Source organism: Bacillus sp. iso_77, assembly GCF_056173625.1.
In genome coordinates this window covers 1,199,485-1,221,651 of record NZ_CM149683.1, presented here as the reverse complement: position 1 = coordinate 1,221,651, position 22,167 = coordinate 1,199,485, and the positions used below count along the sequence as shown (strand labels likewise).

Genomic DNA, 22,167 nt, shown 5'->3' with positions numbered 1-22,167 from the left:
TGCTTTATTTTTTATATTGCTTAATGACCTTATAAGATTCGTTTAAATATCTCATCAGCCGGTATGGCTTACTTAAAACCCGGATGGGGAGTCTTGAAATAAATCCATTCAGATTCGCCTTATACTCCTGCGTCATCCGCTTCGGCTTTGTGGCAATTTTTTCATACACTTCTTTGTAAAATTCCTTCATGATGTCGACTTGCACACTGATCTTCTGATGACACTCTGTACACTCAACGCTTTTCATCTGATCATTCACATAAACGATGCTGTGGAGGGTCTCTTCTTGGCACCGAGTACAGTGTAGGTTTGCTTCCATTTCGGTTTGCTTCAAGATACACAGCTCCTTTCTCGTTTGATGTTGCTCTTTTTATACAATACGATGGCTGTCAGCTGTTTATTGGACAGATGCTTCCTTTAAAATAGCTGCCGCAGTCAATTCATCGGTGACGAGCACCTGAATAAAGCCGCCGTTTAAGGCTCCTAAAATACTTTCAGCCTTATGGGTTCCTTCCACAACTGCGATGACTTTTTTCACGCTCTTTAATTGTTCTAACGATAATCCAATCACCTTTTGGTTCAGCTCATCTTGGACTGGTTTCCCTTCCCCGTCAAAGAAACGAAAACCAATATCACCAACAGCTCCTGATTGCCTTAAACCAGACAAATCTTCTTCTTTTAAATAACCGACTGTTTTCAATGTAGAGCCTTTATGCGGATTCCCAATACCGATCAGGGCAATATCAACATTTCTGCCTTCTTCAAGCACAGCTTCTATGTCCTGCATCGCCATCAGCCGCTCTTTTAATTCTTCTGTTTCTAAAATCGCAGGTGCATATAAATAGGAGCACGTACCATTCATCTTCTTTGCCAGCTCATATGCCAGCTGATTCGCGTGAATGTCGACTGCCTGCCTGCCCATTCCGCCCTCTAAAGGAATGACTTTGACATCGTTTCTTCGTTCAAATGGATATTCCTTCACTAGCTCGGCAAGTGTGGTTCCCCATGAAATACCAATTTTCTCAGCGCCTTTCATGTTTTTAGAAAGATAATAGGCACCCGCTTGACCGACTGCCCGTTTGACCATCTCAGACATTGTCCCGACACTTGGGACAACGACAGCATCCGTTAATTGAAAGGTCGTTTCCAGCTGCTTTTCAAGTTCCACTGTATGAATACTTTCGTCTTTAATGTACACTTCAACGATTCCCACATCTTTTGCTTTTTGTAAGAGCTTTGAAATGACTGGTCTTGAGACATTGAGCTTTTTTGCAATCTCCTGCTGCGTCCACCCGTCTGTATAATAAAGATGAGCAACCTTGACGAGCTGTCGTCTTTCTTCCCAATTCAGCATGTGACATCATCCTTTTAATATACTATGATTACCAGTATACCAAACATTCGTTTCTAATTGGAACAATTGTTATGAAAATAAAAAAAGAGCGATTAACTCTCCGCTCTTTTTCCCTCGCTATATTTAGGCTGATACGTTCTCCCGCCATCTAATAAGAGTATCTGTCCGTGCAAATAGCTTCCCTCGTCACTTGCGAGAAATAAAGTGACTCCAGCAATATCTTCTGGTTTTCCTAATCTCCCGATAGGAATAAGGGATCGAAGCTGACTTTTCTCAAGCTCAGTCGGATAGAGCGTATCAAGCATCTGAGATTCAATGACGCGCGGTGCAATGACATTGATGCGGACATGATGGGAACCCAATTCCTTTACAAGCGAACGCATGAGACCAAATGCCCCGGCTTTTGACGCGTAATACTGGATGCCGCCGCCAGAGCCTGTTATCGCAGATCCTGATCCAATAATGACAACGCTGCCTTCTTTCCGCTCACATAGATAGGGTGCTAATGCTTTGATGCAGTAGAAAAGACCATATAGATTCACAGCCAGTGTCTTTTTCCAAAGTGAAAAATCAACCTCTAAAAAAGGAAGGGATTTCGTCATTCCTGCTGAATAGACAAGATGCCCAATGCCACCCAACTCCCTTTCAGCTGCTGACGCCATTTGCTGAACACTTTCCCACGATGAAACGTCAGCTTGGAACGTCAGCAGCTGAGGATGCTGTTGTTTTAAAAGCGAAAGTCCCTGTTCATCTATATCTGACACAGCTACACGATGCCCTTCTTTTAAAAAACGCTGAGCAATTTCTTTGCCGATTCCTTGGGCGCCACCTACGATGAGAACTGGTTTTTGTTGATTAGCCAGCGCTCTCACCCCCATCGAGCATAATCGCTGCTCCATCTGTAAATGCACCGTACGACGTACTTAAGAAAACCGTCATATGAGCCACCGTCTCCTTGATTTGCTCTTTGTCAGGAAGCAAATGGAGAGGCGGCGGAAGTAGTGCCAATACCCGGATGCCTTTGTCTTTAAATTCGCGCGCTAATCCTTTTGTCATGGCATTCAACATACTATTTGATGTAGCATGTGAGATCCCGCCATCACCTGTTATGCTGCCTGATGAGGAAATATTAATGATGCAGCCCTGCTTCTGATCCACCATATGCCACACAGCGGCTTGACTGGAAAGAAAGACTGTATTTACGGATCTTTCCACTTCATCGACCCATATCTCAGGACTTACGTCATCAATCTCCTCATCTGCTTTTTGCTCGGCTTGATTGACTAAAATATCAAGCTTGCCGCATGTATCGATGACTTGTCTTAGCATAAGCGTAGCATCACGCGGTGTCTCAAGCGGATTGATGACAACAGTCGATTGGCCGCCTAATTTTTCAATGTCTTCGCTTATCGACTTTGCTTTTGATTCATCACGAAAAGCGTGTATGAAAACATGTGCACCTGCCTGGGCCAAAGCTAGGCAGATGGCTTCTCCAAATCCATCTGTGCTATCTGTCACAAGTGCCACTTTCTGATGAAGCTGGACGTGCACACGGATCTCCTCCCTATCCCTTGTTTGGCATTTATTTTCTCAGCTTACTCACAATATCAAGAGCTGCTTCATAAAAGCCTTCTGAGATGGTTGGATGCGGGTGAATCATTTTGGCCATCTCTTCCGCTGTTCCTTCTAAATACATAAATGAGGAAGCCTCTGATATCATCTCCGTTACATGCGGACCAACCATTGTAGCGCCAATGACTTCACCATATACGGTATCGTACACGAGTTTAATAAAACCGGTTTGAACACCTGCTGCCAACGCTTTCCCGCTTGCAGCTAAATCAAATCGCTCTGCCCGCACGTTTAGCCCTTTGGCTTTTGCCTCTTTCTCTGTCAGTCCCACACTCGCTACTTCTGGCAATGTATAAATACATCTAGGAACGATGTCGTGATTCATTTTTTCAGGCTCGCCGCATATATTGCTGACCGCAACGGCTGCCTCTGCCATCGCCGCATGAGCGAGCTGATAGCCGCCGGCTACATCTCCAATTGCATATACACCTTCAACACTTGTCTTCATCTCGTCGTTTACTTTAATAAAAGGACCATCCAGCTGAAGATCAAGCTGACTGACAGCAGAGACATTTGGTCTTCTTCCGACGCAAACTAGCAGTCTTTCAGCCGTAAAGATGTGCGTCTCTCCTTTATCGTCTGTCGCATGAATCGCTTTGACTCCTTCACTTTCTGTTACCTCTGTCACCGTCGTTTTCTTTGCGATATGGATGCCTTTTTTCTTCAATTCTTTTTCTAGTAATTTCGACGCTTCTTCATCTTCCTGCGGAATAATCGACGGAGCGGCTTCTATAATGGTGACTTTTGATTGGAGACTCTGGAAGATGCATGCCAGCTCAAGACCAATTACACCCCCGCCAATAATGACGACAGATGCAGGAATATCTGGGATGTCAAAGATCGTATCACTTGTGTCAAATTGAATCTCTTTGAGCCCTGGAATAGGCGGAATAGCAGGTGATGAGCCAGTGGCAATGATCAGCTCTTTTGTTTCAATCGTTTCTGATCCATCTTGTTTTTCAATGTCAATGCGATTTTTTGTCACAGCTGTGCCTCTGCCGTTATATACATCAATCTTTCCTTGCTTTAATAAAAAGGCGATTCCGCCCCTGAGTTTTTCGATGACATCATCTTTACGTTTTCTCATTTTATCGAAGGAAAGAACCATCTCACCTGTTTCGATTCCCCAGCTTTTTGCTTTCTCAATGGATTCAATGACTTCTGCATGTTTGAGCAGTGTCTTTGAAGGGATACAGCCTCGATTTAAACAAGTCCCCCCTAGAAAATCCTCTTCAATCAATGCAACTTTGTGTCCACGTTCAGCGGCTTGAAGGGCGGCAGTGTATCCGCCAGGCCCTCCGCCAATGACTGTCAGATCATACGTTTTTGTCATCCGATTCATCTCCTACATTAGCAATTCAAATGGTTGTTCAAGCACTTTTTTAAGGTCTGTTAAAAAGGCTGCTGCTGGTGCACCATCTACCACTCGATGATCAAATGATAAACTGACGCCCATCATTGGCCGCACCTGAATTTCTCCATCGATCACTACAGGTTTTTCTTGAATGCGTCCAACGCCTAAAATCGCCACTTCCGGCTGATTAATAATTGGGGTAAACGTGTCAATGGCATACATCCCTAAGTTACTAATGGTAAATGTAGACCCCTTCAACTGGTCTGGCAGTAGCTTTTGATCGCGTGCATTTCGACCAATTTCTTTTGCTTCTTTTGTGAGCTGTTTCAGCCCTTTTTGATTTGCATGAGAGATGACCGGAACCATTAAGCCGTCTTTCACAGCAACCGCAAGACCAATGTGCACATCCTCATGGAAATGGAGCTCATTTTGTTCAAACGTCATATTGATTTGCGGATGGCGCGTGAGGACACTGCTGACCGCATGGATGATGATTTCTGTAAACGACAATCTGTAGCCTGTCTCTTTTTCAATCGCTGGGAGCAGCTGTTTGCGCACTTCTTTTGCTTTTGTCATATCAATTTCACTTGTTAATGTGACGTGCGGCGCTGTAAAGGCACTTTGTGACATGCGATCTGCGATCACTTTTCTCATCCCGGCTAGTTTTTGTGTTCTCACTGGAGCAGCCTCTGCCTTTTGTGCGCCTGCTGCTGTCACATCACTCTTCATGATTTTGCCGTGAGCGCCAGAACCAGCAACATTCGCTAAGTCGATCCCTTCACGAGCAGCCACTTTTCCTGCAAGTGGTGATACGCGCTGGCCTTCCTCGTTCGTGTGAAGGGCCGCTTCGACATCCCGTTTTTGAATTCTGCCTTTTGGTCCTGTACCAGATACTTCGTGAATGGCTACTTGGTGATCTTTTGCCGTTTTTCTCGCTGCAGGAGTTGCGCGTACTTTCTCACCCACCGCTGGTTCAGCTTCAGTCGAAACAGATGGTTCAGATGGTGATGACGTTCCGCTGTCTTCAGAAGATGCTTCATCTGACTGCGCTGGCGGCTCGCTCGGCACCTGCTCATTAGCCTCTCCGATATATCCAATGACAGCATTAACTGGAATCTGATCATCTGCTTCGTAATATTTCTTTAGAAAAACGCCATCATCATAGGCTTCAACCTCGATATTGATTTTGTCTGTCATAATCTCAAATAGAGGCTCACCGATTTCAACCGAATCTCCTTCTTCTTTAAACCATTGAAGCAAGGTACCGATCTCCATCGTACTGCTTAGCTTCGGCATAAATATCTCTTTTGGCATGATCTTCTCCCCTTTACTTAAGAGCGCACGAGCTCTTTTGCTGCTTCAATAATATCTGGCACTTGTGGAATGACTGCTTTTTCCAGCGTTGGGTTGTACGGTATTGGGACGGCAAGACCACCAAGTCGTTTAATAGGCGCATCTAAATAGTCGAAGGCTTCACTTTCCGCTATCATACTGGCAATCTCTCCGCCGTAGCCGCCTCGTTTCACTGCCTCATGCACAACGATACATTTGCCTGTTTTTTTCACAGATTCAATAATGGTTTCTTCATCTAATGGGACGAGCGTTCTCGGATCAATGATCTCGACATCGATTCCTTCCGCTTCTAGTTCCTTCGCTGCTTCGAGCGCTTTGTGCACCATAATGGCTGTTGCGACAATTGTGACGTCCTTTCCGCTTCTCTTCACATCCGCTTTCCCTAAAGGAATCGAGTACTGCTCTTCTGGTACTTCACCAATTGTTTTATATAAAAGCTTGTGTTCATAGAAAATGACAGGGTTGTCATCATCCATTGCTGCTTTTAAAAGTCCTTTTGCATCATAAGCTGTTGAAGGCTGAACCACCTTTAGTCCAGGAATATGAGCCATCCACGCTTCTAAGCTTTGGGAGTGCTGCGCTGCGGCACCTGTCCCGGAACCTGCTGGTGTTCTGACAACAAGCGGCACTTTCCCTTTTCCGCCAAACATGTAACGTGTTTTCGCTGCTTGGTTTACAAGCTGATCCATTGCAATTGTAATAAAGTCAGAGAATTGTAGTTCTAAAATCGGACGCATCCCTGTCAAAGCCGCTCCGACTGCGCCTCCTGCGATGGCAGCCTCTGAAATCGGCGTATTGCGGACGCGTTCTGGACCGAATTCCTCGATCATCCCGCGCGTGACACCAAATGCGCCACCGTATACGCCGATATCTTCACCTAAAATGAAGACATCTTGATTTTTTCTCATTTCCTGACTCATTGCTTCTCGAACGGCTTCTAAATATGAAATCTCTCTCACTGTCGTGTTTGTCACGTGATTCCCCTCCTAATTAGGCGTATACATCCTCTAATAGTGTGTCAATTGATGGTTCTTTACTATTTTTCGCAAATTCAACAGATGCCTCGATCTCTTGCTTCGCTTCTTCTTGTAAACGAGCAGCCTGCTCTTCTGTCAGAACATCTAGCTCCATTAAGAGTGACTTAAAGCGTTTAATTCCGTCTTTTTGTCTCCATTCTGTCTCTTCTTCACGTGTACGGTATTTTTTCGCATCACTCTTTGAGTGACCCTTCCAGCGATACGTTTTCATTTCAATGAGTGATGGCCCTTCTCCAGCTCTTGCACGGCTGACCGCTTCATCAACTGTATTCATAATCTCAACCATGTCATTTCCATCAACTGTTTTCCCTGGCATTCCGTAGCTTTCTGCTCTTGTTGAGATGTCTTCAATGTTGATCATTTCTTTCACAGGACCAGACATGCCGTATTGGTTGTTTTCACAAATAAACACAACAGGTAAATCCCAAATGGAAGCAAGATTCAGCGCTTCATGGAAGCTGCCTTCATTTGTGGCGCCGTCTCCGAAGAAACAAAGGACCACAAAGCCTTCCTTTTTCATCTTGGACGTGAGCGCCGCACCTGTTGCAAGCGGAATACCGCCGCCAACAATTCCATTTGCCCCAAGGTTTCCTTTTTCTAAGTCGGCAATATGCATGGAACCGCCTTTTCCTTTGCAGTAACCTGTTTCACGTCCGAACAGTTCAGCCATCATTTTATTGACCTCTGCACCTTTTGCAATACAGTGACCATGTCCGCGGTGTGTACTGACAATCTTATCTTCATCCTTTAACACAGCAATAGATCCAACAGCCGATGCTTCCTGTCCAACACATAAATGGGTCGTTCCATGGATTAATCCTTTAGCAAAGAATTGATCGACCTTTTCATCAAAATATCTTACTAACCACATTTGTTTATATAAATCTGCTAATTTCTCATGACTAATCTGTTCAGGCAAAGTGATTTGTTTTTGCATTTCTTCTCTCCCCTTTACATTTGTTCTTATGTGTTACATTTGTAATTATCATACGTTTAACTCTCATTGAAGTCAAGCATTTCCGTTTATTTTTTAAGCGTTTTCATCTTTTTTCAGAAAAAAAGAGAAAGGCAAAGCCCTTTTCCAAAGACCTTCTCTTTCTCTCCATCTCGTACATTCTCATTCATCTGGATACATCATGATTTTGACGCTTTCACCTTCTGGATGCCTAGCGCATTCTATCGCCTGACGAAGCTGACTTAATGGATATCGATGCGTCACCATTTTTTCTGTATGAACGACTTTCGCTTTTAAGAGCTCTAGCGCTTCACGATAATGATATGGATGCGAGGAATAAGCTCCGACTACTTTCACTTCATCATGGAAAAAACGTTCTGCTGGAATGGAGACATCCCCTTTCGGAAAGTGAGCAAAGACCAAAATCGTTCCGCCTCTTGCGACAGCTTGAAATGCTTCTTTTAAAAGCGCACTACTCCCCACAGAAATAATGACAAGGTCCGCTCCCTTTCCATCTGTTTCTTTCATGACGCGGTTTTCTACTGGCTCAGATGCTGGATGAAAAGCGACGTCCGCCCCAAGATTTCTTGCTTGAAGGAGCCTGTTCTCATTTACGTCTGTAATCATCACTTTTCCAGCCAAATAATATTTGGCAAGCTGTAATTGAATGCAGCCAATTTGCCCCGCTCCAAGAATCAAGACCGAATCTCCAGGATGAACGGGCGCCCTTTCAAAGCCGTGAAGACAGCAGGCAACCGGTTCGACCATCGCTCCTTGTTCATATGAGACGTCATGTGGGAGCTTGCCCATTGTATGCTTAACATGTAAAGCAGGAACACGAATATATTCCGAAAAACCGCCCGGCTCTACATTTGTGGCTGCAAATTGCGGGCACATTGTATAAAATCCTCTTTGACAAAAGTCACATGTAAAACAAGGGACATGATGCGCTACATACACCCTGTCTCCCGTTTGAACATGTGTGACGTGACGGCCTGTTTCGATAATGTCACCAGCGATTTCATGCCCTAGCACTGTGCCAGGAGGTACCGTCTCATGTGTCGCTTTATAAATATCCGTCCCGCATAACCCGCAGGCACGCATTTTTAATAATACTTCGTCGTCACCAATGGCTGGCCGCTTACGCTCCTCGTAACGAATGTCCTCTGAAGAATAAAAGACAGCTGATTTCATTTAGCCGCATCCTCCTTTTCATCACATGTCGCAAGACTCTGCAAGGATTGAACGAGCTGCTTGTACTCACTCATCTCACTTGAAATCCAGTAGCGTCCGCCAAATATTCGCGCAGGTCCCACTCTGACATATACTTTCCCGATATGAGGATATGGTTTTAAAAACAATTTTCCTTTAATATCGGACACGGCATATGTGTGCCACCTGCCAAAAGCACCTATTTTCAGCTCATCTTCACTAATCATGATATTCGTTGGCTGATTCAGGCCAGTGATGCTAGAAAGCATAAGGATAGGCAGCGTATAGACACCTAACACAGCTAATGGCTCAGGTCCTGCCGACATTAACGTATAAAGAGACCAGAGAAAAAACACACATATTAACAAGGCCGGAAGGAAAATAGAAAACATGGCAGACGTTCGGCTATAAGCATGCTGCTGCATGAGAGCTCCCCCTTTCAAATGACATGGAAGGAGCTTTCGCAGCTCCTCCACGCAATCATCGTTCACTTAATATGATCGATAATTTTTTCAATATCATCTTCAATGCCAAATCCCGTTAAAAAAGATAACGTTTGAATCACAGGCGTTCCTTTTGTATCACTAACAGGCGTTGTCGTCACAATTAAATCAGCACCCTCTGCTTTCTGCGGAACCTCAGATGCCTTACACTGTTCAACGATGACATCGTATCCTTTTTCCTTTAATGTCTCTTCTACCTTTTTTGCCACAACCGTTGACGTAGCAACTGCCGTTCCGCAAGATACTAATATTTTTTTTGCCATGAGAATCCCTCCAGCTCGTTTATTGATCTTTCTGATCTAAGCCCATTTCTTTTGCATACTGCTTTTTAATATCATTTCGCACCCAGTACCAAAGAAGCGCATATGCCAGTGCACAGACAATCGCTGCAATGAAGTAAGGATTGCTCGGATCAAGAAGTCTCACCATGATCCAAGGAATGACGTGTGAACCAAGATCGATACCAGAGATCATATTTGCCCCTTCTGGGAAGTCGAAACCAACTGCTTTCCCCATTGTTGTGGCGAGTGGTGCAAGGTTCGTTGCAATGAAGAAGACAATCATTAAGGTAAAAATACTGTTAATGAGGCCGCGAATAATATTCCCACGAGCGGCTGCTACTGCCCATACTACTGTAAATGGCAGAACCGATAAGTCTGCAAACGGCAGCATACCATTGTAAGGAAGAACGACAGCGAGCAAAATGGTGATTGGCACCATCAAAAGGGCTACAGCCATATTCGCTGGATGACCAATGACAATCGCTGTATCCAAACCAATATAGACATTTTTTCCCGGGAAACGCTTTTGAATATAAGAACGAGCACCCTCAGAGATTGGAATAAGTCCTTCCATTAATAAAGCAACCATTCTTGGCATTAACACAAGCACTGCAGCCATTTGAATTCCAAGGGTCATGACACCTTTTGCATCATAGCCCCCAAGAAGACCAATAATGATACCAAGTATAAGACCCATCACAAGCGGTTCACCAAAGATGCCAAAACGTTTTTTCAAAGTTTCTGGATCCGCATGAATTTTGTTTAAACCAGGGATTTTATCAATCACGCGGTTTGACGCATACATGAGCGGAGCGAAGTTGACCGTTTCAGCATGAGCCATCGATACGCCTTTTAATCCGAAATGGTGTTCAATCGTCGGTGCCGTCCAATCGGCGAGTTTTAGTGTAATCGCAGAAACGATTAAACCAACGGCAAGAGCTAAGAACATATTATGATAAGCGTAGTAAGTAACAGAAGCAGCGAAAATCAAATGCCAGAAATTCCAAATATCCACATTCAATGTTTTCGTAAAGTTAACAGACAGCAAAATGACATTTAACAAGAGCACAAGAGGAATCATCAAAGGGGCAACAGGTGTACCAAATGAAATGGCGGCTCCAATCGGCCAACCTACATCTAAAATATCAAGCTTTAATCCAAGGGAATTGACCATGGCTTTGGCTGCTGGTCCAAGACCGCTTACAAGTAAATTAATGACAAGATTGACCCCGACAAATCCAATTCCGATGGTAATACCTGCACGGAAGGATTTTTTAAATCCTTGCCTTAAAATCATACCGAATAACGTCATAATAATTGGGAGCATAATTGTTGGCCCTAAGTCTAAGATGAAATCGACGGCTTGCTTGATCATACATCCACCTCCTGATTTTAAATAAAGCGCTTACATTATGTCTTGAATAACTATTGGTTTAATTCTTTTTGAAGTACATCAACGGCTTCTTCATACGATGTCATGTGAGATAATCTTGTCATTACTTCTTCTTTTCTGAAAAGCGTCATCAGTTTCTCTAACATCACGAGCTGCTTACTAGGTTCAGAGATTGCCAGAACGAACACAATTTTGGCTTGAACTGTCTCATGAGGGCTTCCCATCTTATGAAAAATAACAGGTTCCTTTAATGTCGCTACACTGATCGCCGGTTTGTTTACATGTTCAGGATCTGTATGGGGAATGGCTACCCCAAAGGTCGCAAGAGGAAGACCGGTCGGATATGTTTTTTCTCTTTCAAGCACTGCTGGTAAAAAGCTCGATTTAATATACCCTCCAGTTTCTAACCTTTCTGCTAAATAGGCAGTCACCTCCTCACTTGAAGATGCATCGTATTGCAGCTCAATCAGCTGTTGATCTAACTCAAACAAGCTGTTCAAACAACCACCCCTTTCATTTGGTATAAATATGAACACATGTAACAAAAAGAATGAACATTTTAAAATAGAACCTTTTATAAAGCGCTTACAAACAGATGTGTTATAAAATGTTCAATACTGTTACCTTTGTAAAGATATTATAATATTCGAAATTATAAGTCAATGTTCCTAGGAAAATTTTTATAAAAAAAGATGCAGCTTTTTGCCGCATCTCTTTCATTACATCACATCAACTTCTTGTTAAATATGGCTTCCTATATCTAAAAATTCAGCTACAAAAAGGTTGTCTGTCTGCTCTGTCATTTCTTTTTTTGTGCCGATTTTTTCGATTCTGCCCTCATTCATCACCACAACACGATCAGCGATATCAAACGCTTCTTCTTGATCATGCGTCACAAAGATGGTCGTCATTTGAAATTCTTGATGAACTTTTTTCAGCCAATGTCTTAAGTCTTTTCTCACCTTTGAATCTAGTGCACCAAAAGGTTCATCTAAGAGAAGAGCTTTCGGTTTGACGGCAAGTGCACGTGCGAGTGCTACACGCTGCTTTTGTCCACCTGACAGCTGCTCTGGATAACGATGTTCATACTGCGTTAATTGAACGACTTTCAGCAGCTCATGCACCCGCTCTTTGATGTCTTTTTTAGGCAACCTTTCTCCTCTAGGTTTCATCTTCAATCCATAAGCCACATTATCAAATACCGTCATATTTCGAAAAAGCGCATATTGCTGAAAGACAAAACCAATTTGCCGTTTTCGCACTGGAATATAAGTATAATCCTGTTCTCCAAATAAGATTTGCCCTGTATTCGCATCATCAAGCCCTGCAATAATTCTTAATAAAGTCGTCTTACCTGACCCAGACGGTCCAAGTAAGGAAATCAATTCCCCATTTCCGATCGTCAAATCCACGTTTTGCAAAACCTTCGTCTGCCCAAATTGCTTTGATATTTGTTTCACTGTAATCCCCAAGGCTGATCCCTCCATTTATTTTGAACGCTTGCCAAGCCTATGATCCATCTGCTGAATGATCTGCTTGATGATTAATGTAATGACCGCCACAAATGCCATGAGAGAGGCCACGGCAAAAGCCGCTTGGAATTGATACTCGTTGTATAGAATTTCTATATGAAGCGGCATCGTATTCGTCATTCCGCGGATATGACCGGATACAACCGACACTGCACCAAATTCACCAATTGCCCTAGCCCCTGCTAAAATGGCGCCGTAAAAAAGGGCCCATTTTATATTTGGAAGTGTCACAAGGAAAAAGGTCTGCCATCCACTGGCACCAAGCGTAAGCGATGCTTCTTCCTCATGAATGCCTTCATTTTGCATAAACGGAATTAACTCTCTCGCAACAAAAGGAAATGTCACAAAGATGGTCGCAAGAATCATCCCCGGTACAGAGTAAATCACTTTCCATCCATTTGCTAAAAGCCACGGTCCTAAAAGTCCATTTGAACCAAATAAAAGTACAAATACAAGTCCTGCAATGACAGGTGACACCGCAAACGGAAGATCAATGACAGTCGTTAACAAACGTTTTCCCGGGAAATGAAATTTTGTGATGAGCCAAGCAGCACTGACCCCAAAAATCATTTGAAGCGGCAATGTGATCATCACAATGAAAACAGTCAATTTAATTGCCGCAAGCGTGTCTGGATGTGAGATGGCAAGAAGATAAGAACTCCATCCTTTCTCAAAAGCCTTTGAAAACACAGCAATCAACGGCATGAGTAAAAACAAAATCAAAAAAGCATACACCACACCAATCAACATACTCTTCACCGCTTTTGATTCCGTCACAGGACTCCTGTACTTGATGCGGTGCTCTTTAATAAGCTCCCTTTCCAATCATCTCACCTCACTTCCACTTGTTTTTTCCGCTCGACAAACCACTGCAATCCGTGAATCAATAACAAAATGACAAATGATAAGAGCAGCATGAAACAGGCAATGGCTGCGGCACCTTGATAATCATACTGCTCAAGCTTAGACATGATCATCAGTGGTGTAATCTCTGTTTTAAACGGAATATTTCCCGCTATAAACACAACGGAGCCATATTCACCGAGTGCTCTTGCAAATGCAAGAGAAAATCCAGTCAGCACCGCTGGAAACAAGGCAGGCAGCAGTACATGAAAAAAGGTCTGTTTTCTTGTAGCACCAAGTATAGCTGCGGCCTCTTCCACTTCCTGCTCAAGCCCCTCAATGACCGGTTGAACCGTTCTTATGACAAATGGAACGCCAATAAAAATCAGTGCCAAAATAATACCGAGCGGGGTGTATGCCACCTTCACATGCAAAAATTGCCCAATCCACCCATTCGGAGAATAAAGAGTCGTCAAAGCGATGCCAGCCACTGCCGTTGGAAGAGCAAACGGCAAATCAATGAGGGCATCCAGGATGTTCTTTCCTGGAAACGAGTACCGCGTGAGAACCCATGCGATCAGTACACCGAAACCTGCATTGATGAGTGCAGCTGCAAAAGAAGTCGTAACCGTAAGCTGCAACGACTTTAGCACCCGCGCATCACTAAAGACATTCCAAATTCCTTCTGCTCCTAATGAAGCCGTCCAAATAAATACCATAGATAAAGGAATCACGACAATCGCACTGACATAAACAAGTGTCACTCCGAGACTCAGCCCGAATCCAGGCAATACACGTTTTCTTTTATTGGCGGCAGCATAGCCTTTCTTCATCACGTCGCCCCCTATTTTTGTCCGCTATATATTTGATCAAATAATCCGCCATCATCAAAAAATCTTTTCTGCGCCTTTCGCCATCCGCCAAATGCCTGATCAATGGTCACCATATCAATCTCTTTAAATTGATCTTTATATTTGTTTAGCACTTCTTGATTTCTTGGGCGATAATAGTTTTTCGCCGCAATTTCCTGTCCTTTTTTAGAATACAAATAATCTAAATAAGCCTTTGCCACTTTCTCTGTTCCTTTTCGTTTCACATTTTGGTCGACAACAGCAACGGGCGGCTCTGCTAAAATACTAATGGAGGGACTGACAATCTCAAATTTGTCTTTGCCTAATTCATGCAGTGTTAAATAGGCTTCATTTTCCCAAGCAATTAACACGTCACCAAGACCGCGCTCGACAAAAGTTGTTGTGGCGCCACGAGCACCTGAATCGAGCACCTCGACATGCTCATATAACTTTTTCACAAAATCCTTCGTTTTTTCTTCATCCCCATGAAAGGTTTTATCGGCATATGCCCATGCGGCTAAATAATTCCATCTTGCACCACCTGACGTTTTTGGATTAGGTGTGATGATAGATACACCTGGCTGAATCAAGTCATCCCAGTCTTTAATATTTTTGGGGTTTCCTTTCTTCACAAGAAACACAATAGTAGACGTATAAGGTGTGGACTGATTCGGAAATTCTTTTTGCCAATCCTTTGAAAGTAGCCCTCGATCTGCAATGGCATCAATGTCGTACCCAAGAGCAAGTGTAGCCACGTCTGCTTCGAGTCCATCGATAATTGATCTCCCCTGCTTACCTGATCCTCCATGAGACTGCTGTATCGTCACATCTTCACCGGTTTTGTCTTTCCAATAAGTCTGAAAGGCTTGATTGTATTCCTGATACAATTCACGGGTAGGATCGTATGACACATTCAACAGCTCAATCTTTCCCTTTTGATTTGAGGCTTCATTCGCATTTGAGCATGCAGCACTTGTGATGATGAAAAGTGTCATCGCAATAGAAATCCATATCCATTTTTTCATGTTATCCGCTCCCTTTCACATTGAATAGTGACACCAACCTTGCCGTTTTCAGTTCTATACGCAAAAAAGGCTCTCAGCGATTGAAGTACAAAAAAGTCCTGTACGTCAATGCCAAGAGCCTTCGGTTGTCCGATCAGCTATGTATGATTGATGTTAGTCTATATATTATTCAAACTATTCACAGGTGTCAACTGTGTTTTTATTTTAATGAAAAAAGAAACGCCTTCTTGATGAGGCGCTTCTTTTCCCGGGAAATGCTATTGATCTGCAGCTACCTTTAGATTGACACCAACAGCAGTTCCATTTCTCGTTGAATCAGCTACTCCAGTGAATGTCCCTGCTTTTCGATCAATCAGTAAAGCTTGCACATTCCCTATATCAATAGGGGAACTGCCAAACTGGTGACCCATATCATTTAACTTTGTTCTTACATCTAGAGGGACACCTACTTCATAACGATACGAAGTTAAGCTGTTTGTGTAGATTCTCGGCTCTTCTACCGCATCCTGAAGCTCCATGTCATATTCAAGTAAATTGAGAATCGTCTGTGAAACAGAAGCAATAATCGTCGTTCCACCAGGAGACCCAACAGTCATGACTGGCTCTCCATCTTTAAAAATGATCGTCGGAGTCATACTTGATAATGGACGTTTATTAGGCTGGACTTCATTTGCCCCACCAGGTCTTGCATCAAAATCAGTCAGTTCATTATTTAAGAAAAATCCATACTCTGGAACAAGTATCCCTGTACCAAATAATTGTTCAATGGTTGTTGTAAATGACACAACATTTCCCCACTGATCTGCAACAGTAAAATGGGTCGTCTCACCAATGGTTTTATCTTCTGGCTGAGGAACAATTGGGGATGGATTTTTCTCATCCTCATATGCCCAAGGATCTCCTTCTTTCGGGCTGCGATTCATTTGATCTAATTGAATGAGAGAGGCTCTTTCTGAAATGTAATCATCGTCTAGTAGTCCTTTTAGTGGAACATCTACGAATTCGGGGTCGCCGGCATATGCGGCTCGGTCAGCATAGGAGAGGTGCATTGTTTCAGCAAGCAGCTGATATTTTTCGAATGATTTGGGGTCATACTGAGACAGGTTAAAATGGTCAAGTATTTTGAGAATTTGTAGCATAAACACCCCGCCTGAGCTTGGTGGAGGCATGCTTGCAAGCTGATATCCTTTATAGTCTCCCCAGATTGGCTTGTCAGTCTTGACTTCATAACGTTTGATATCTTTTGAAGTCATCGTCCCGCCAAAATCTTGAACTGTATTTGCAAGTGCCTTTGCTACTTTTCCTTCATAAAATGCTTTGCTTCCTTTTTTCGCAATGAGTTTAAATGTTTTTGCAAGACCTGGCTGGACAAGCAGATCTCCTTCTTCGAGCGGCTGATCATTTGGAAGAAAAATTGGCGCTGCGGCCGTTTTTTTCAATTTTCCTTGGTGATCATCAATCGCTTTTGCCAAGACAGAATCAATTTCAAAACCATCTTCTGCAAGTTGAATGGAGGGCTCAATCAATTCCTTCATAGAACGAGTACCCCACTTATCTAATGCAGCTTCAAGACCTTTTACAGTCCCTGGAACACCTACCGCATTTCCATGTGTAGATCGCTCAGCAAACGGAATCACTTTTCCATCATCTGTTAAAAACATGTCAGGTGTTGCGCCCTGTGGTGCTCGCTCTCTGCTGTTGATGATGGATGTTTCCTTTGTCTTCCCATCATAAACCATCATAAATCCGCCGCCGCCAATTCCAGACATCATTGGCTCTGTTACGTTAAGTGCGTACTGAATGGCAACAGCAGCATCCACTGCGTTCCCACCTTTTTTCAATACGTCAGCACCAATCTCCGATGCAAGCGGATGTGCAGTAGCCACCATACCATCTTTGCCAACAGCTACTTTATTCCCATGAGTTTCGTTTGCAGTGACTTGGCTGACCGGCAGGAAAAACGAGAAAACAAACAGACATATGGACAAAACAGTTAGAGAAATGCGTTTCATGAACAACACCCCTTCCATATTCTTACTTTGACCTTACCGACTTCTTGACCAGAATACAATAGATTATTCTAAAATTTCAAAATTTTTCATTCTATCATCCTATATCTGCCAAACAAAACACATGTTTTCAAAACATATGACATGCACATCTCGTAGTAATAAAGACATACGTTTTCCAAGTTTGAAACTTCACGATATAATAAACTCATAACAAAGGGGGAAAAAGAATGAACCACAAAAGCACTTTATTTTGGGAATCTTATTGGGAAGAAAAATCAGAAAAAACTCCTGATCACGCCTCTGTTTCTGCTTGGGCATTTGGCGCAAATCCAGATCACTTGCTTGACCTTGTACAACAAGGAAAAAAAACAGCCACTTGTTCTGGATACCTTTTTTACGAAAAAGAACAAGAGCCTCTTCCAAAACCCGGTCAATATGCGGTCATTTTGGACAGCCAGGAGGAACCAAAAGCCATCATAGAGATCACGCAAGTAGATATCATGCCAATGAATGAGGTTCCTGAATCATTTGCAAAAGCAGAAGGTGAAGGCGATCTTTCATATGACTATTGGTACAAAGAACATGAAGAATTTTTCACAGAAGCCCTTAAGCCGTACGGATTAACATTTAAGGAAGATATGCTTCTTGTTTGTGAGCGATTTAAGCTTGTTTATTCAGCTTCTTAACTTTTAAGCGGTGCCAAAAATGGTCCGCTTTTTTGCTTTCTTTTCCCCTTTCTGAAAAAGGTGAGTTGAGATCACATCTTTAGGTCAGAATAAGATCAAATAGAAAAAGTGAAGAAATTTTCGACTACACCTGTTTTTTTTCGACAAAAGAATATATAATTATTTGATGTGTGCATTGTCTCATTTATACAATGGAGGGTTTTTACATGTTAAAAAGGAAAAAAGACAAGTTTTCCGTCTTGTTAACGGAAATTGCTAAAAATTTAGATGAAACTGCTGAGTATTTTGTTAGCTATAAAGTAACAAATCAAACCACTCTGAAAGAATTTTCTGACACATTGAAGGAATATGAGACAAAAGGTGATAATCATGTTCATACCATGATTAAAGAGCTGAACAAAGCCTTTATTACACCGATTGAACGTGAAGACATTCTTCAATTGACGAATAGCCTCGACGATGTTTTAGACGGCATTGAGCATTTTTCAGCAACTTTAGAAATTTATTCAATTACAAGCTCTGACGAACATATCGACAAATTCAGCCACTACATCAGAGAATGTGCGAAAGAAATTTTAACGACTATTGAATTACTGGCTGATAATCGCTTGAAAGATATTCATCCGCACGCAATCAAAATTAAAGAGATTGAGCATAATTGTGACAATCTTCACCGCAAATCACTAAAGAACTTGTTTGGAAAAGAAACAGATCCAATTAAGGTCATTCAATACAAAGAAATTTACGAAACACTTGAAGAAATCGCAGATTCCTGTCAAAGTGTTGCCAACAATCTAGAAACAATCATTATGAAGAATGCGTAACGGGGTTAGTTAAACATGGATACATTACTCATCCTTACCATACTTATTGTCATTTGTGCACTTGCTTTTGATTTCATTAACGGATTCCACGATACAGCAAATGCCATTGCTACTTCTGTTTCAACAAAGGCGTTAAAGCCTAGACATGCTATTATTATGGCAGCGTTTATGAACTTCTTAGGAGCAATGACATTTACAGGTGTGGCAAAGTCCATTACAAAAGACATCGCAGATCCTTTTACACTTCAAAACGGATCTGTCGTCATTTTGGCTGCTTTAATTGCAGCCATTACTTGGAACTTGCTTACTTGGTATTACGGGATTCCGAGTAGTTCTTCACACGCACTGATCGGGTCAATTGCAGGAGCTGTTATTGCCTCTGCTGGTTTTGGCGCTTTAAACTATTCGGGATTCATTAAAATCATTCAAGCACTATTGCTTTCACCTATCCTGGCTTTTGTTTTGGGATATATCGTGTATACCATTATCAAAATTATATTCCGAAACAACAATCTCGCAAAAACAAATAAACAATTCCGACGTGTTCAAATTTTAACGGCTGCACTGCAATCGTATACCCACGGAACAAACGATGCGCAAAAAGCGATGGGAATTATTACGATGGCTTTAATTGCAGGTAATTTGCATACAACAGACGACATTCCTTTCTGGGTACAATTCTCTTGTGCGCTTGCAATGGGACTAGGTACGTCTATTGGCGGCTGGAAGATTATTAAAACAGTCGGCGGTAAAATCATGAAGATTCGTCCAGTAAACGGAGTATCTGCAGACTTAACGGGTGCAGCTATTATCTTCGGTGCAACATTTATTCACTTACCGGTTAGTACCACTCACGTGATCTCATCTTCTATTCTAGGTGTAGGTTCTGCACATAGAGTAAAAGGAGTTAACTGGGGTACGGCAAAACGTATGCTTGTCACTTGGGTGATCACATTACCGATTTCGGGAACTCTAGGGGCACTTATATACTTTGTGTTAAATGCGATTCTTTAATTTAAAAGACCTGTCTAACAGGTCTTTTTTTATTTGTTTGCATCCTCAAATGGTCTTTTTCTGCAAGCCATTTTTTCATGAAGCAGGGTTTCCAAACATATCCATAGAAATAAATAAGTATCCATCTGTCTATGGGAGAGAAGAACATGCTATTATTTTTTCAATTGACTGTTTGGTTATTGCTAGGTGCTCTTGCTGTATATGTATTTGCGGTATGGCGCTTTGAACAAAAAGTAAAAGAAAAGATGTTTGCGATTCGTAAAACGTGGTATTGGATTTATGTAGCGGGTGCTGTTGTGTACTGGACAAATGACCCTTCTTCAATCTTCACCGATTGGATGCACTACCTGATTATTGCTGTTTTTTTCGCATTAACTGATGCCTTTATTTTCCTCAGCTCCTATATTAAAAAACTCGGAAATCATGAACTTGAAACCGACACCCATCAACTCCTAGAACAAAATAACGACCTGCTTCATTCTTACCTCAATAAACTAAAAACGTACCAATACCTATTGAAAAACGAACCGATCCATGTATATTATGGAAGTATAGAAGCTTATATAGAGGGAATTGAACGACTGATCTATTCTTTTGCAGAAAAAATGAATATTCAAGCAGTTCTTTGTCCTTATGATACGCAGGAGCAAAAAGATGACCTGCTGCGGACACTTGATCAGAGAGCGCTCATTCAAGCAAAGCTTGACAGGCAGGAAGTGTATTACGATGATTTCGGCAAATTGGTTCTCATCCCGTTTTCAGTAGCGGATGCACACTTTGTGATTAAGCTGACCTCTGAGGAAATTGTCACTGAATTCGACTATTTATTAATGACTTCACTTACAACGATTTATGACCTAATCTTGCCTGACGAAGAGGAAGGTGATGAAGATGGAACACGCACTTCAAGGGGATAATAACAATCGCAAGAAAAACCCATTTAAGATTTTAAAGAAAAAGCGCCATATTAGTATGGCTGATTACAAAGTAAGTCCCCATACGGAGCGTATTTTCAAAAAGAATGAACAGCTCCTAGATGAGTATAAAAATAAAAAAGCTTGATTACACTAAAGGACGCGGAACTTCATCCGCGTCCTACTTCCGTTTTCACATCTACTTGCATACAATAAAACCAACTGCTGCAACGATTGAGGTGCCAATATGAAAAAGAAACTTAAACAATTAAGGTATGTTCAGTTTGCTGAATTTAAGCCATCCCCTTATGTCTGCCGATTGCATGAAAAAAGTGAAGCCCTCATTCAAGCGGTCAAAAAGAAAGACTCACTGATTTAATAGTTGAAGCAACTTCACTTTTGTTTTAGGACCGTATACTCCATCACTTGTTAGACCATTCATCAGTTGAAATCGCGCGACGGCATTGGCTGTTTTTTCCCCATAAACGCCATCAATGCCCTTATCTACAGCTGTTTTGTCAGGATAAAAATACACAGCAGCAAGCGCTTTTTGGACGAGACGTACATGCTCCCCCTTTGTCAGAGGTGATGTCACCTTTAACACCCCATCCGGCAGTTCATAACTGAGCTTTTCTTCTGCATGATAAATCTTGAGAACTTGTCCAACTCGAATCATGTTCGGGTCACTAATCTGATTCCATGTCTGTAAATCACTCACTGTGACACTATGGGCTTTGGCAATACTCGTTAGCGTATCCCCGCTTTTCACCACATATGTGATAACCGTTTCCGGATCACCTGCAGTCTCAATTCCTCTTTTAAATTCATCCCATGTAGCTAGCAGCAGACGTGGACATGTTTTTCCTGACCAATGCTGATGCGTCACCACATTTGCTAATGGAATGCCATGTTCTTTTAAAAGCTTTTGAATAAGCCACTGGGCATGTTTGACAGCTTGTTGAAAGTTTCCATCCTCATTTTCACAAATTTCAATGCCAATCGATTTTCGGTTGCCATCTCCATGTCCATCCCCAGCATGCCATCCATTTTCATTTAAAGGGAGATGCTGAAAAATTTCCTTGTCATCCACTGTAAAGTGCCAGCTTACCTCTGTTGTTGAGCGTTTGACATATGCCGCGTGATTTTTTGCGTCAGCTCCCTTAGATGTATTGGCTGTGTTATGCACAGTTACATAAAGCGGCGTCATAGCATATCCTGGCCGATTTCCGTTTCCAACTGGAATAAAATCTTGATAAATTTGTACCATGTTTTGCACTCCTTTTTGTTAAATTGATGTTTGATCTTGCTCATCAATCGGTGGCAAACGTAAGACAAATTTGTTTGTTTTCGTCATAAGACTATGGTAAAATTTGAATTCAATCGCCGTTTTAT

25 protein-coding genes are annotated in these 22,167 nt (G+C 42.3%); 6 read left to right on the top strand and 19 right to left on the bottom strand.

Features of this window, described 5'->3' with window-relative positions:
* Positions 1 to 4: 4 nt before the first annotated feature.
* From AC0VYC_RS06160 to ggt, 18 genes are all read right to left on the bottom strand, one after another.
* Entirely contained in the window at positions 5 to 334 is a 330-nt protein-coding gene (locus tag AC0VYC_RS06160; protein WP_024719605.1) for a hypothetical protein, read from the bottom strand.
* A 63-nt stretch (positions 335 to 397) separates the two neighbouring features.
* Positions 398 to 1,354, bottom strand: a complete 957-nt coding sequence (locus tag AC0VYC_RS06155) for a sugar-binding transcriptional regulator (RefSeq protein WP_007498849.1) — start codon at positions 1,352 to 1,354, stop codon at positions 398 to 400.
* A gap of 92 nt (positions 1,355 to 1,446) precedes the next feature.
* A complete protein-coding gene (locus tag AC0VYC_RS06150; RefSeq protein ID WP_024719604.1) occupies positions 1,447 to 2,232 on the bottom strand; it encodes an SDR family NAD(P)-dependent oxidoreductase in 786 nt (261 codons plus the stop codon).
* Positions 2,210 to 2,905: an SDR family NAD(P)-dependent oxidoreductase gene (locus tag AC0VYC_RS06145; RefSeq protein WP_024719603.1), complete on the bottom strand. Its 696-nt coding sequence runs from the start codon at positions 2,903 to 2,905 to the stop codon at positions 2,210 to 2,212. Before AC0VYC_RS06145 ends, AC0VYC_RS06150 begins: the two co-directional genes overlap by 23 nt.
* Positions 2,906 to 2,936: 31 nt before the next feature.
* Complete coding sequence (lpdA, locus tag AC0VYC_RS06140; RefSeq protein WP_096881316.1) at positions 2,937 to 4,319, bottom strand: dihydrolipoyl dehydrogenase; 1,383 nt, start codon at positions 4,317 to 4,319, stop codon at positions 2,937 to 2,939.
* Between the two features lie 12 nt (positions 4,320 to 4,331).
* Positions 4,332 to 5,654, bottom strand: coding sequence for a dihydrolipoamide acetyltransferase family protein (locus AC0VYC_RS06135; RefSeq protein ID WP_041507419.1), 1,323 nt, complete (start codon positions 5,652 to 5,654; stop codon positions 4,332 to 4,334).
* A 17-nt stretch (positions 5,655 to 5,671) separates the two neighbouring features.
* Positions 5,672 to 6,652 carry an alpha-ketoacid dehydrogenase subunit beta gene (locus AC0VYC_RS06130; RefSeq protein ID WP_026050078.1) on the bottom strand — a complete coding sequence of 327 codons (981 nt, stop codon included), beginning with the start codon at positions 6,650 to 6,652 and terminating at the stop codon, positions 5,672 to 5,674.
* Positions 6,653 to 6,683: 31 nt separating this feature from the next.
* Positions 6,684 to 7,667 (bottom strand): pyruvate dehydrogenase (acetyl-transferring) E1 component subunit alpha, encoded by a 984-nt coding sequence (pdhA, locus tag AC0VYC_RS06125; protein WP_008346257.1) that lies wholly within the window; start codon positions 7,665 to 7,667, stop codon positions 6,684 to 6,686.
* A gap of 180 nt (positions 7,668 to 7,847) precedes the next feature.
* Positions 7,848 to 8,879: an alcohol dehydrogenase catalytic domain-containing protein gene (locus AC0VYC_RS06120; protein WP_017367078.1), complete on the bottom strand. Its 1,032-nt coding sequence runs from the start codon at positions 8,877 to 8,879 to the stop codon at positions 7,848 to 7,850.
* Complete coding sequence (locus AC0VYC_RS06115; RefSeq protein WP_008346260.1) at positions 8,876 to 9,322, bottom strand: hypothetical protein; 447 nt, start codon at positions 9,320 to 9,322, stop codon at positions 8,876 to 8,878. The genes AC0VYC_RS06120 and AC0VYC_RS06115 overlap by 4 nt, the downstream gene beginning before the upstream one ends.
* A gap of 62 nt (positions 9,323 to 9,384) precedes the next feature.
* On the bottom strand, positions 9,385 to 9,663 hold the full coding sequence (locus AC0VYC_RS06110; RefSeq protein WP_017367077.1) for a PTS sugar transporter subunit IIB: 279 nt from the start codon (positions 9,661 to 9,663) through the stop codon (positions 9,385 to 9,387).
* Positions 9,664 to 9,682: 19 nt separating this feature from the next.
* Complete coding sequence (locus AC0VYC_RS06105) at positions 9,683 to 11,056, bottom strand: PTS galactitol transporter subunit IIC (protein ID WP_007498866.1); 1,374 nt, start codon at positions 11,054 to 11,056, stop codon at positions 9,683 to 9,685.
* Between the two features lie 50 nt (positions 11,057 to 11,106).
* Entirely contained in the window at positions 11,107 to 11,574 is a 468-nt protein-coding gene (locus tag AC0VYC_RS06100; RefSeq protein WP_335364732.1) for a PTS sugar transporter subunit IIA, read from the bottom strand.
* Positions 11,575 to 11,814: 240 nt separating this feature from the next.
* On the bottom strand, positions 11,815 to 12,546 hold the full coding sequence (locus AC0VYC_RS06095; protein WP_024719598.1) for a sulfate/molybdate ABC transporter ATP-binding protein: 732 nt from the start codon (positions 12,544 to 12,546) through the stop codon (positions 11,815 to 11,817).
* A 15-nt stretch (positions 12,547 to 12,561) separates the two neighbouring features.
* Positions 12,562 to 13,431: a sulfate ABC transporter permease subunit CysW gene (gene cysW, locus AC0VYC_RS06090; RefSeq protein ID WP_159145609.1), complete on the bottom strand. Its 870-nt coding sequence runs from the start codon at positions 13,429 to 13,431 to the stop codon at positions 12,562 to 12,564.
* 5 nt (positions 13,432 to 13,436) lie between these two features.
* Positions 13,437 to 14,282 (bottom strand): sulfate ABC transporter permease subunit CysT, encoded by an 846-nt coding sequence (cysT, locus tag AC0VYC_RS06085; RefSeq protein ID WP_024719596.1) that lies wholly within the window; start codon positions 14,280 to 14,282, stop codon positions 13,437 to 13,439.
* Between the two features lie 11 nt (positions 14,283 to 14,293).
* On the bottom strand, positions 14,294 to 15,325 hold the full coding sequence (locus tag AC0VYC_RS06080) for a sulfate ABC transporter substrate-binding protein (protein ID WP_058337450.1): 1,032 nt from the start codon (positions 15,323 to 15,325) through the stop codon (positions 14,294 to 14,296).
* Positions 15,326 to 15,582: 257 nt separating this feature from the next.
* Positions 15,583 to 17,337: a gamma-glutamyltransferase gene (gene ggt, locus AC0VYC_RS06075; RefSeq protein WP_017359155.1), complete on the bottom strand. Its 1,755-nt coding sequence runs from the start codon at positions 17,335 to 17,337 to the stop codon at positions 15,583 to 15,585.
* Between the two features lie 227 nt (positions 17,338 to 17,564).
* Between ggt and AC0VYC_RS06070 the strand changes: the two genes are divergently transcribed.
* From AC0VYC_RS06070 to AC0VYC_RS06045, 6 genes are all read left to right on the top strand, one after another.
* Complete coding sequence (locus AC0VYC_RS06070) at positions 17,565 to 18,023, top strand: ASCH domain-containing protein (protein ID WP_073414248.1); 459 nt, start codon at positions 17,565 to 17,567, stop codon at positions 18,021 to 18,023.
* 206 nt (positions 18,024 to 18,229) lie between these two features.
* Complete coding sequence (locus AC0VYC_RS06065) at positions 18,230 to 18,847, top strand: DUF47 domain-containing protein (protein WP_017359157.1); 618 nt, start codon at positions 18,230 to 18,232, stop codon at positions 18,845 to 18,847.
* Positions 18,848 to 18,862: 15 nt separating this feature from the next.
* Positions 18,863 to 19,861 carry an inorganic phosphate transporter gene (locus tag AC0VYC_RS06060; RefSeq protein ID WP_017359158.1) on the top strand — a complete coding sequence of 333 codons (999 nt, stop codon included), beginning with the start codon at positions 18,863 to 18,865 and terminating at the stop codon, positions 19,859 to 19,861.
* 146 nt (positions 19,862 to 20,007) lie between these two features.
* Positions 20,008 to 20,778 (top strand): type II toxin-antitoxin system SpoIISA family toxin, encoded by a 771-nt coding sequence (locus tag AC0VYC_RS06055; RefSeq protein ID WP_024719591.1) that lies wholly within the window; start codon positions 20,008 to 20,010, stop codon positions 20,776 to 20,778.
* A complete protein-coding gene (locus AC0VYC_RS06050; protein ID WP_008346289.1) occupies positions 20,747 to 20,923 on the top strand; it encodes a type II toxin-antitoxin system SpoIISB family antitoxin in 177 nt (58 codons plus the stop codon). The genes AC0VYC_RS06055 and AC0VYC_RS06050 overlap by 32 nt, the downstream gene beginning before the upstream one ends.
* A gap of 99 nt (positions 20,924 to 21,022) precedes the next feature.
* Positions 21,023 to 21,154, top strand: a complete 132-nt coding sequence (locus AC0VYC_RS06045; RefSeq protein ID WP_272940929.1) for a hypothetical protein — start codon at positions 21,023 to 21,025, stop codon at positions 21,152 to 21,154.
* Here the strand turns inward: AC0VYC_RS06045 and AC0VYC_RS06040 are convergent.
* Positions 21,143 to 22,042 (bottom strand): N-acetylmuramoyl-L-alanine amidase, encoded by a 900-nt coding sequence (locus AC0VYC_RS06040; RefSeq protein WP_096881314.1) that lies wholly within the window; start codon positions 22,040 to 22,042, stop codon positions 21,143 to 21,145. The genes AC0VYC_RS06045 and AC0VYC_RS06040 overlap by 12 nt on opposite strands.
* Between the last annotated feature and the right edge of the window lie 125 nt (positions 22,043 to 22,167).

What these genes read in the sequence shown, in the direction of transcription:
- AC0VYC_RS06155 (WP_007498849.1), bottom strand. Translation starts at nt 1,354, where the DNA reads ATGCTGAATTGGGAAGAAAGACGACAGCTCGTCAAGGTTGCTCATCTT.
- AC0VYC_RS06150 (WP_024719604.1), bottom strand. Translation starts at nt 2,232, where the DNA reads ATGGGGGTGAGAGCGCTGGCTAATCAACAAAAACCAGTTCTCATCGTA.
- lpdA (WP_096881316.1), bottom strand. Translation starts at nt 4,319, where the DNA reads ATGACAAAAACGTATGATCTGACAGTCATTGGCGGAGGGCCTGGCGGA.
- AC0VYC_RS06135 (WP_041507419.1), bottom strand. Translation starts at nt 5,654, where the DNA reads ATGCCAAAAGAGATATTTATGCCGAAGCTAAGCAGTACGATGGAGATC.
- pdhA (WP_008346257.1), bottom strand. Translation starts at nt 7,667, where the DNA reads ATGCAAAAACAAATCACTTTGCCTGAACAGATTAGTCATGAGAAATTA.
- AC0VYC_RS06120 (WP_017367078.1), bottom strand. Translation starts at nt 8,879, where the DNA reads ATGAAATCAGCTGTCTTTTATTCTTCAGAGGACATTCGTTACGAGGAG.
- AC0VYC_RS06115 (WP_008346260.1), bottom strand. Translation starts at nt 9,322, where the DNA reads ATGCAGCAGCATGCTTATAGCCGAACGTCTGCCATGTTTTCTATTTTC.
- AC0VYC_RS06110 (WP_017367077.1), bottom strand. Translation starts at nt 9,663, where the DNA reads ATGGCAAAAAAAATATTAGTATCTTGCGGAACGGCAGTTGCTACGTCA.
- AC0VYC_RS06105 (WP_007498866.1), bottom strand. Translation starts at nt 11,056, where the DNA reads ATGATCAAGCAAGCCGTCGATTTCATCTTAGACTTAGGGCCAACAATT.
- cysT (WP_024719596.1), bottom strand. Translation starts at nt 14,282, where the DNA reads ATGAAGAAAGGCTATGCTGCCGCCAATAAAAGAAAACGTGTATTGCCT.
- AC0VYC_RS06080 (WP_058337450.1), bottom strand. Translation starts at nt 15,325, where the DNA reads ATGAAAAAATGGATATGGATTTCTATTGCGATGACACTTTTCATCATC.
- ggt (WP_017359155.1), bottom strand. Translation starts at nt 17,337, where the DNA reads ATGAAACGCATTTCTCTAACTGTTTTGTCCATATGTCTGTTTGTTTTC.
- AC0VYC_RS06070 (WP_073414248.1), top strand. Translation starts at nt 17,565, where the DNA reads ATGAACCACAAAAGCACTTTATTTTGGGAATCTTATTGGGAAGAAAAA.
- AC0VYC_RS06065 (WP_017359157.1), top strand. Translation starts at nt 18,230, where the DNA reads ATGTTAAAAAGGAAAAAAGACAAGTTTTCCGTCTTGTTAACGGAAATT.
- AC0VYC_RS06060 (WP_017359158.1), top strand. Translation starts at nt 18,863, where the DNA reads ATGGATACATTACTCATCCTTACCATACTTATTGTCATTTGTGCACTT.
- AC0VYC_RS06055 (WP_024719591.1), top strand. Translation starts at nt 20,008, where the DNA reads ATGCTATTATTTTTTCAATTGACTGTTTGGTTATTGCTAGGTGCTCTT.
- AC0VYC_RS06050 (WP_008346289.1), top strand. Translation starts at nt 20,747, where the DNA reads ATGAAGATGGAACACGCACTTCAAGGGGATAATAACAATCGCAAGAAA.
- AC0VYC_RS06045 (WP_272940929.1), top strand. Translation starts at nt 21,023, where the DNA reads ATGAAAAAGAAACTTAAACAATTAAGGTATGTTCAGTTTGCTGAATTT.
- AC0VYC_RS06040 (WP_096881314.1), bottom strand. Translation starts at nt 22,042, where the DNA reads ATGGTACAAATTTATCAAGATTTTATTCCAGTTGGAAACGGAAATCGG.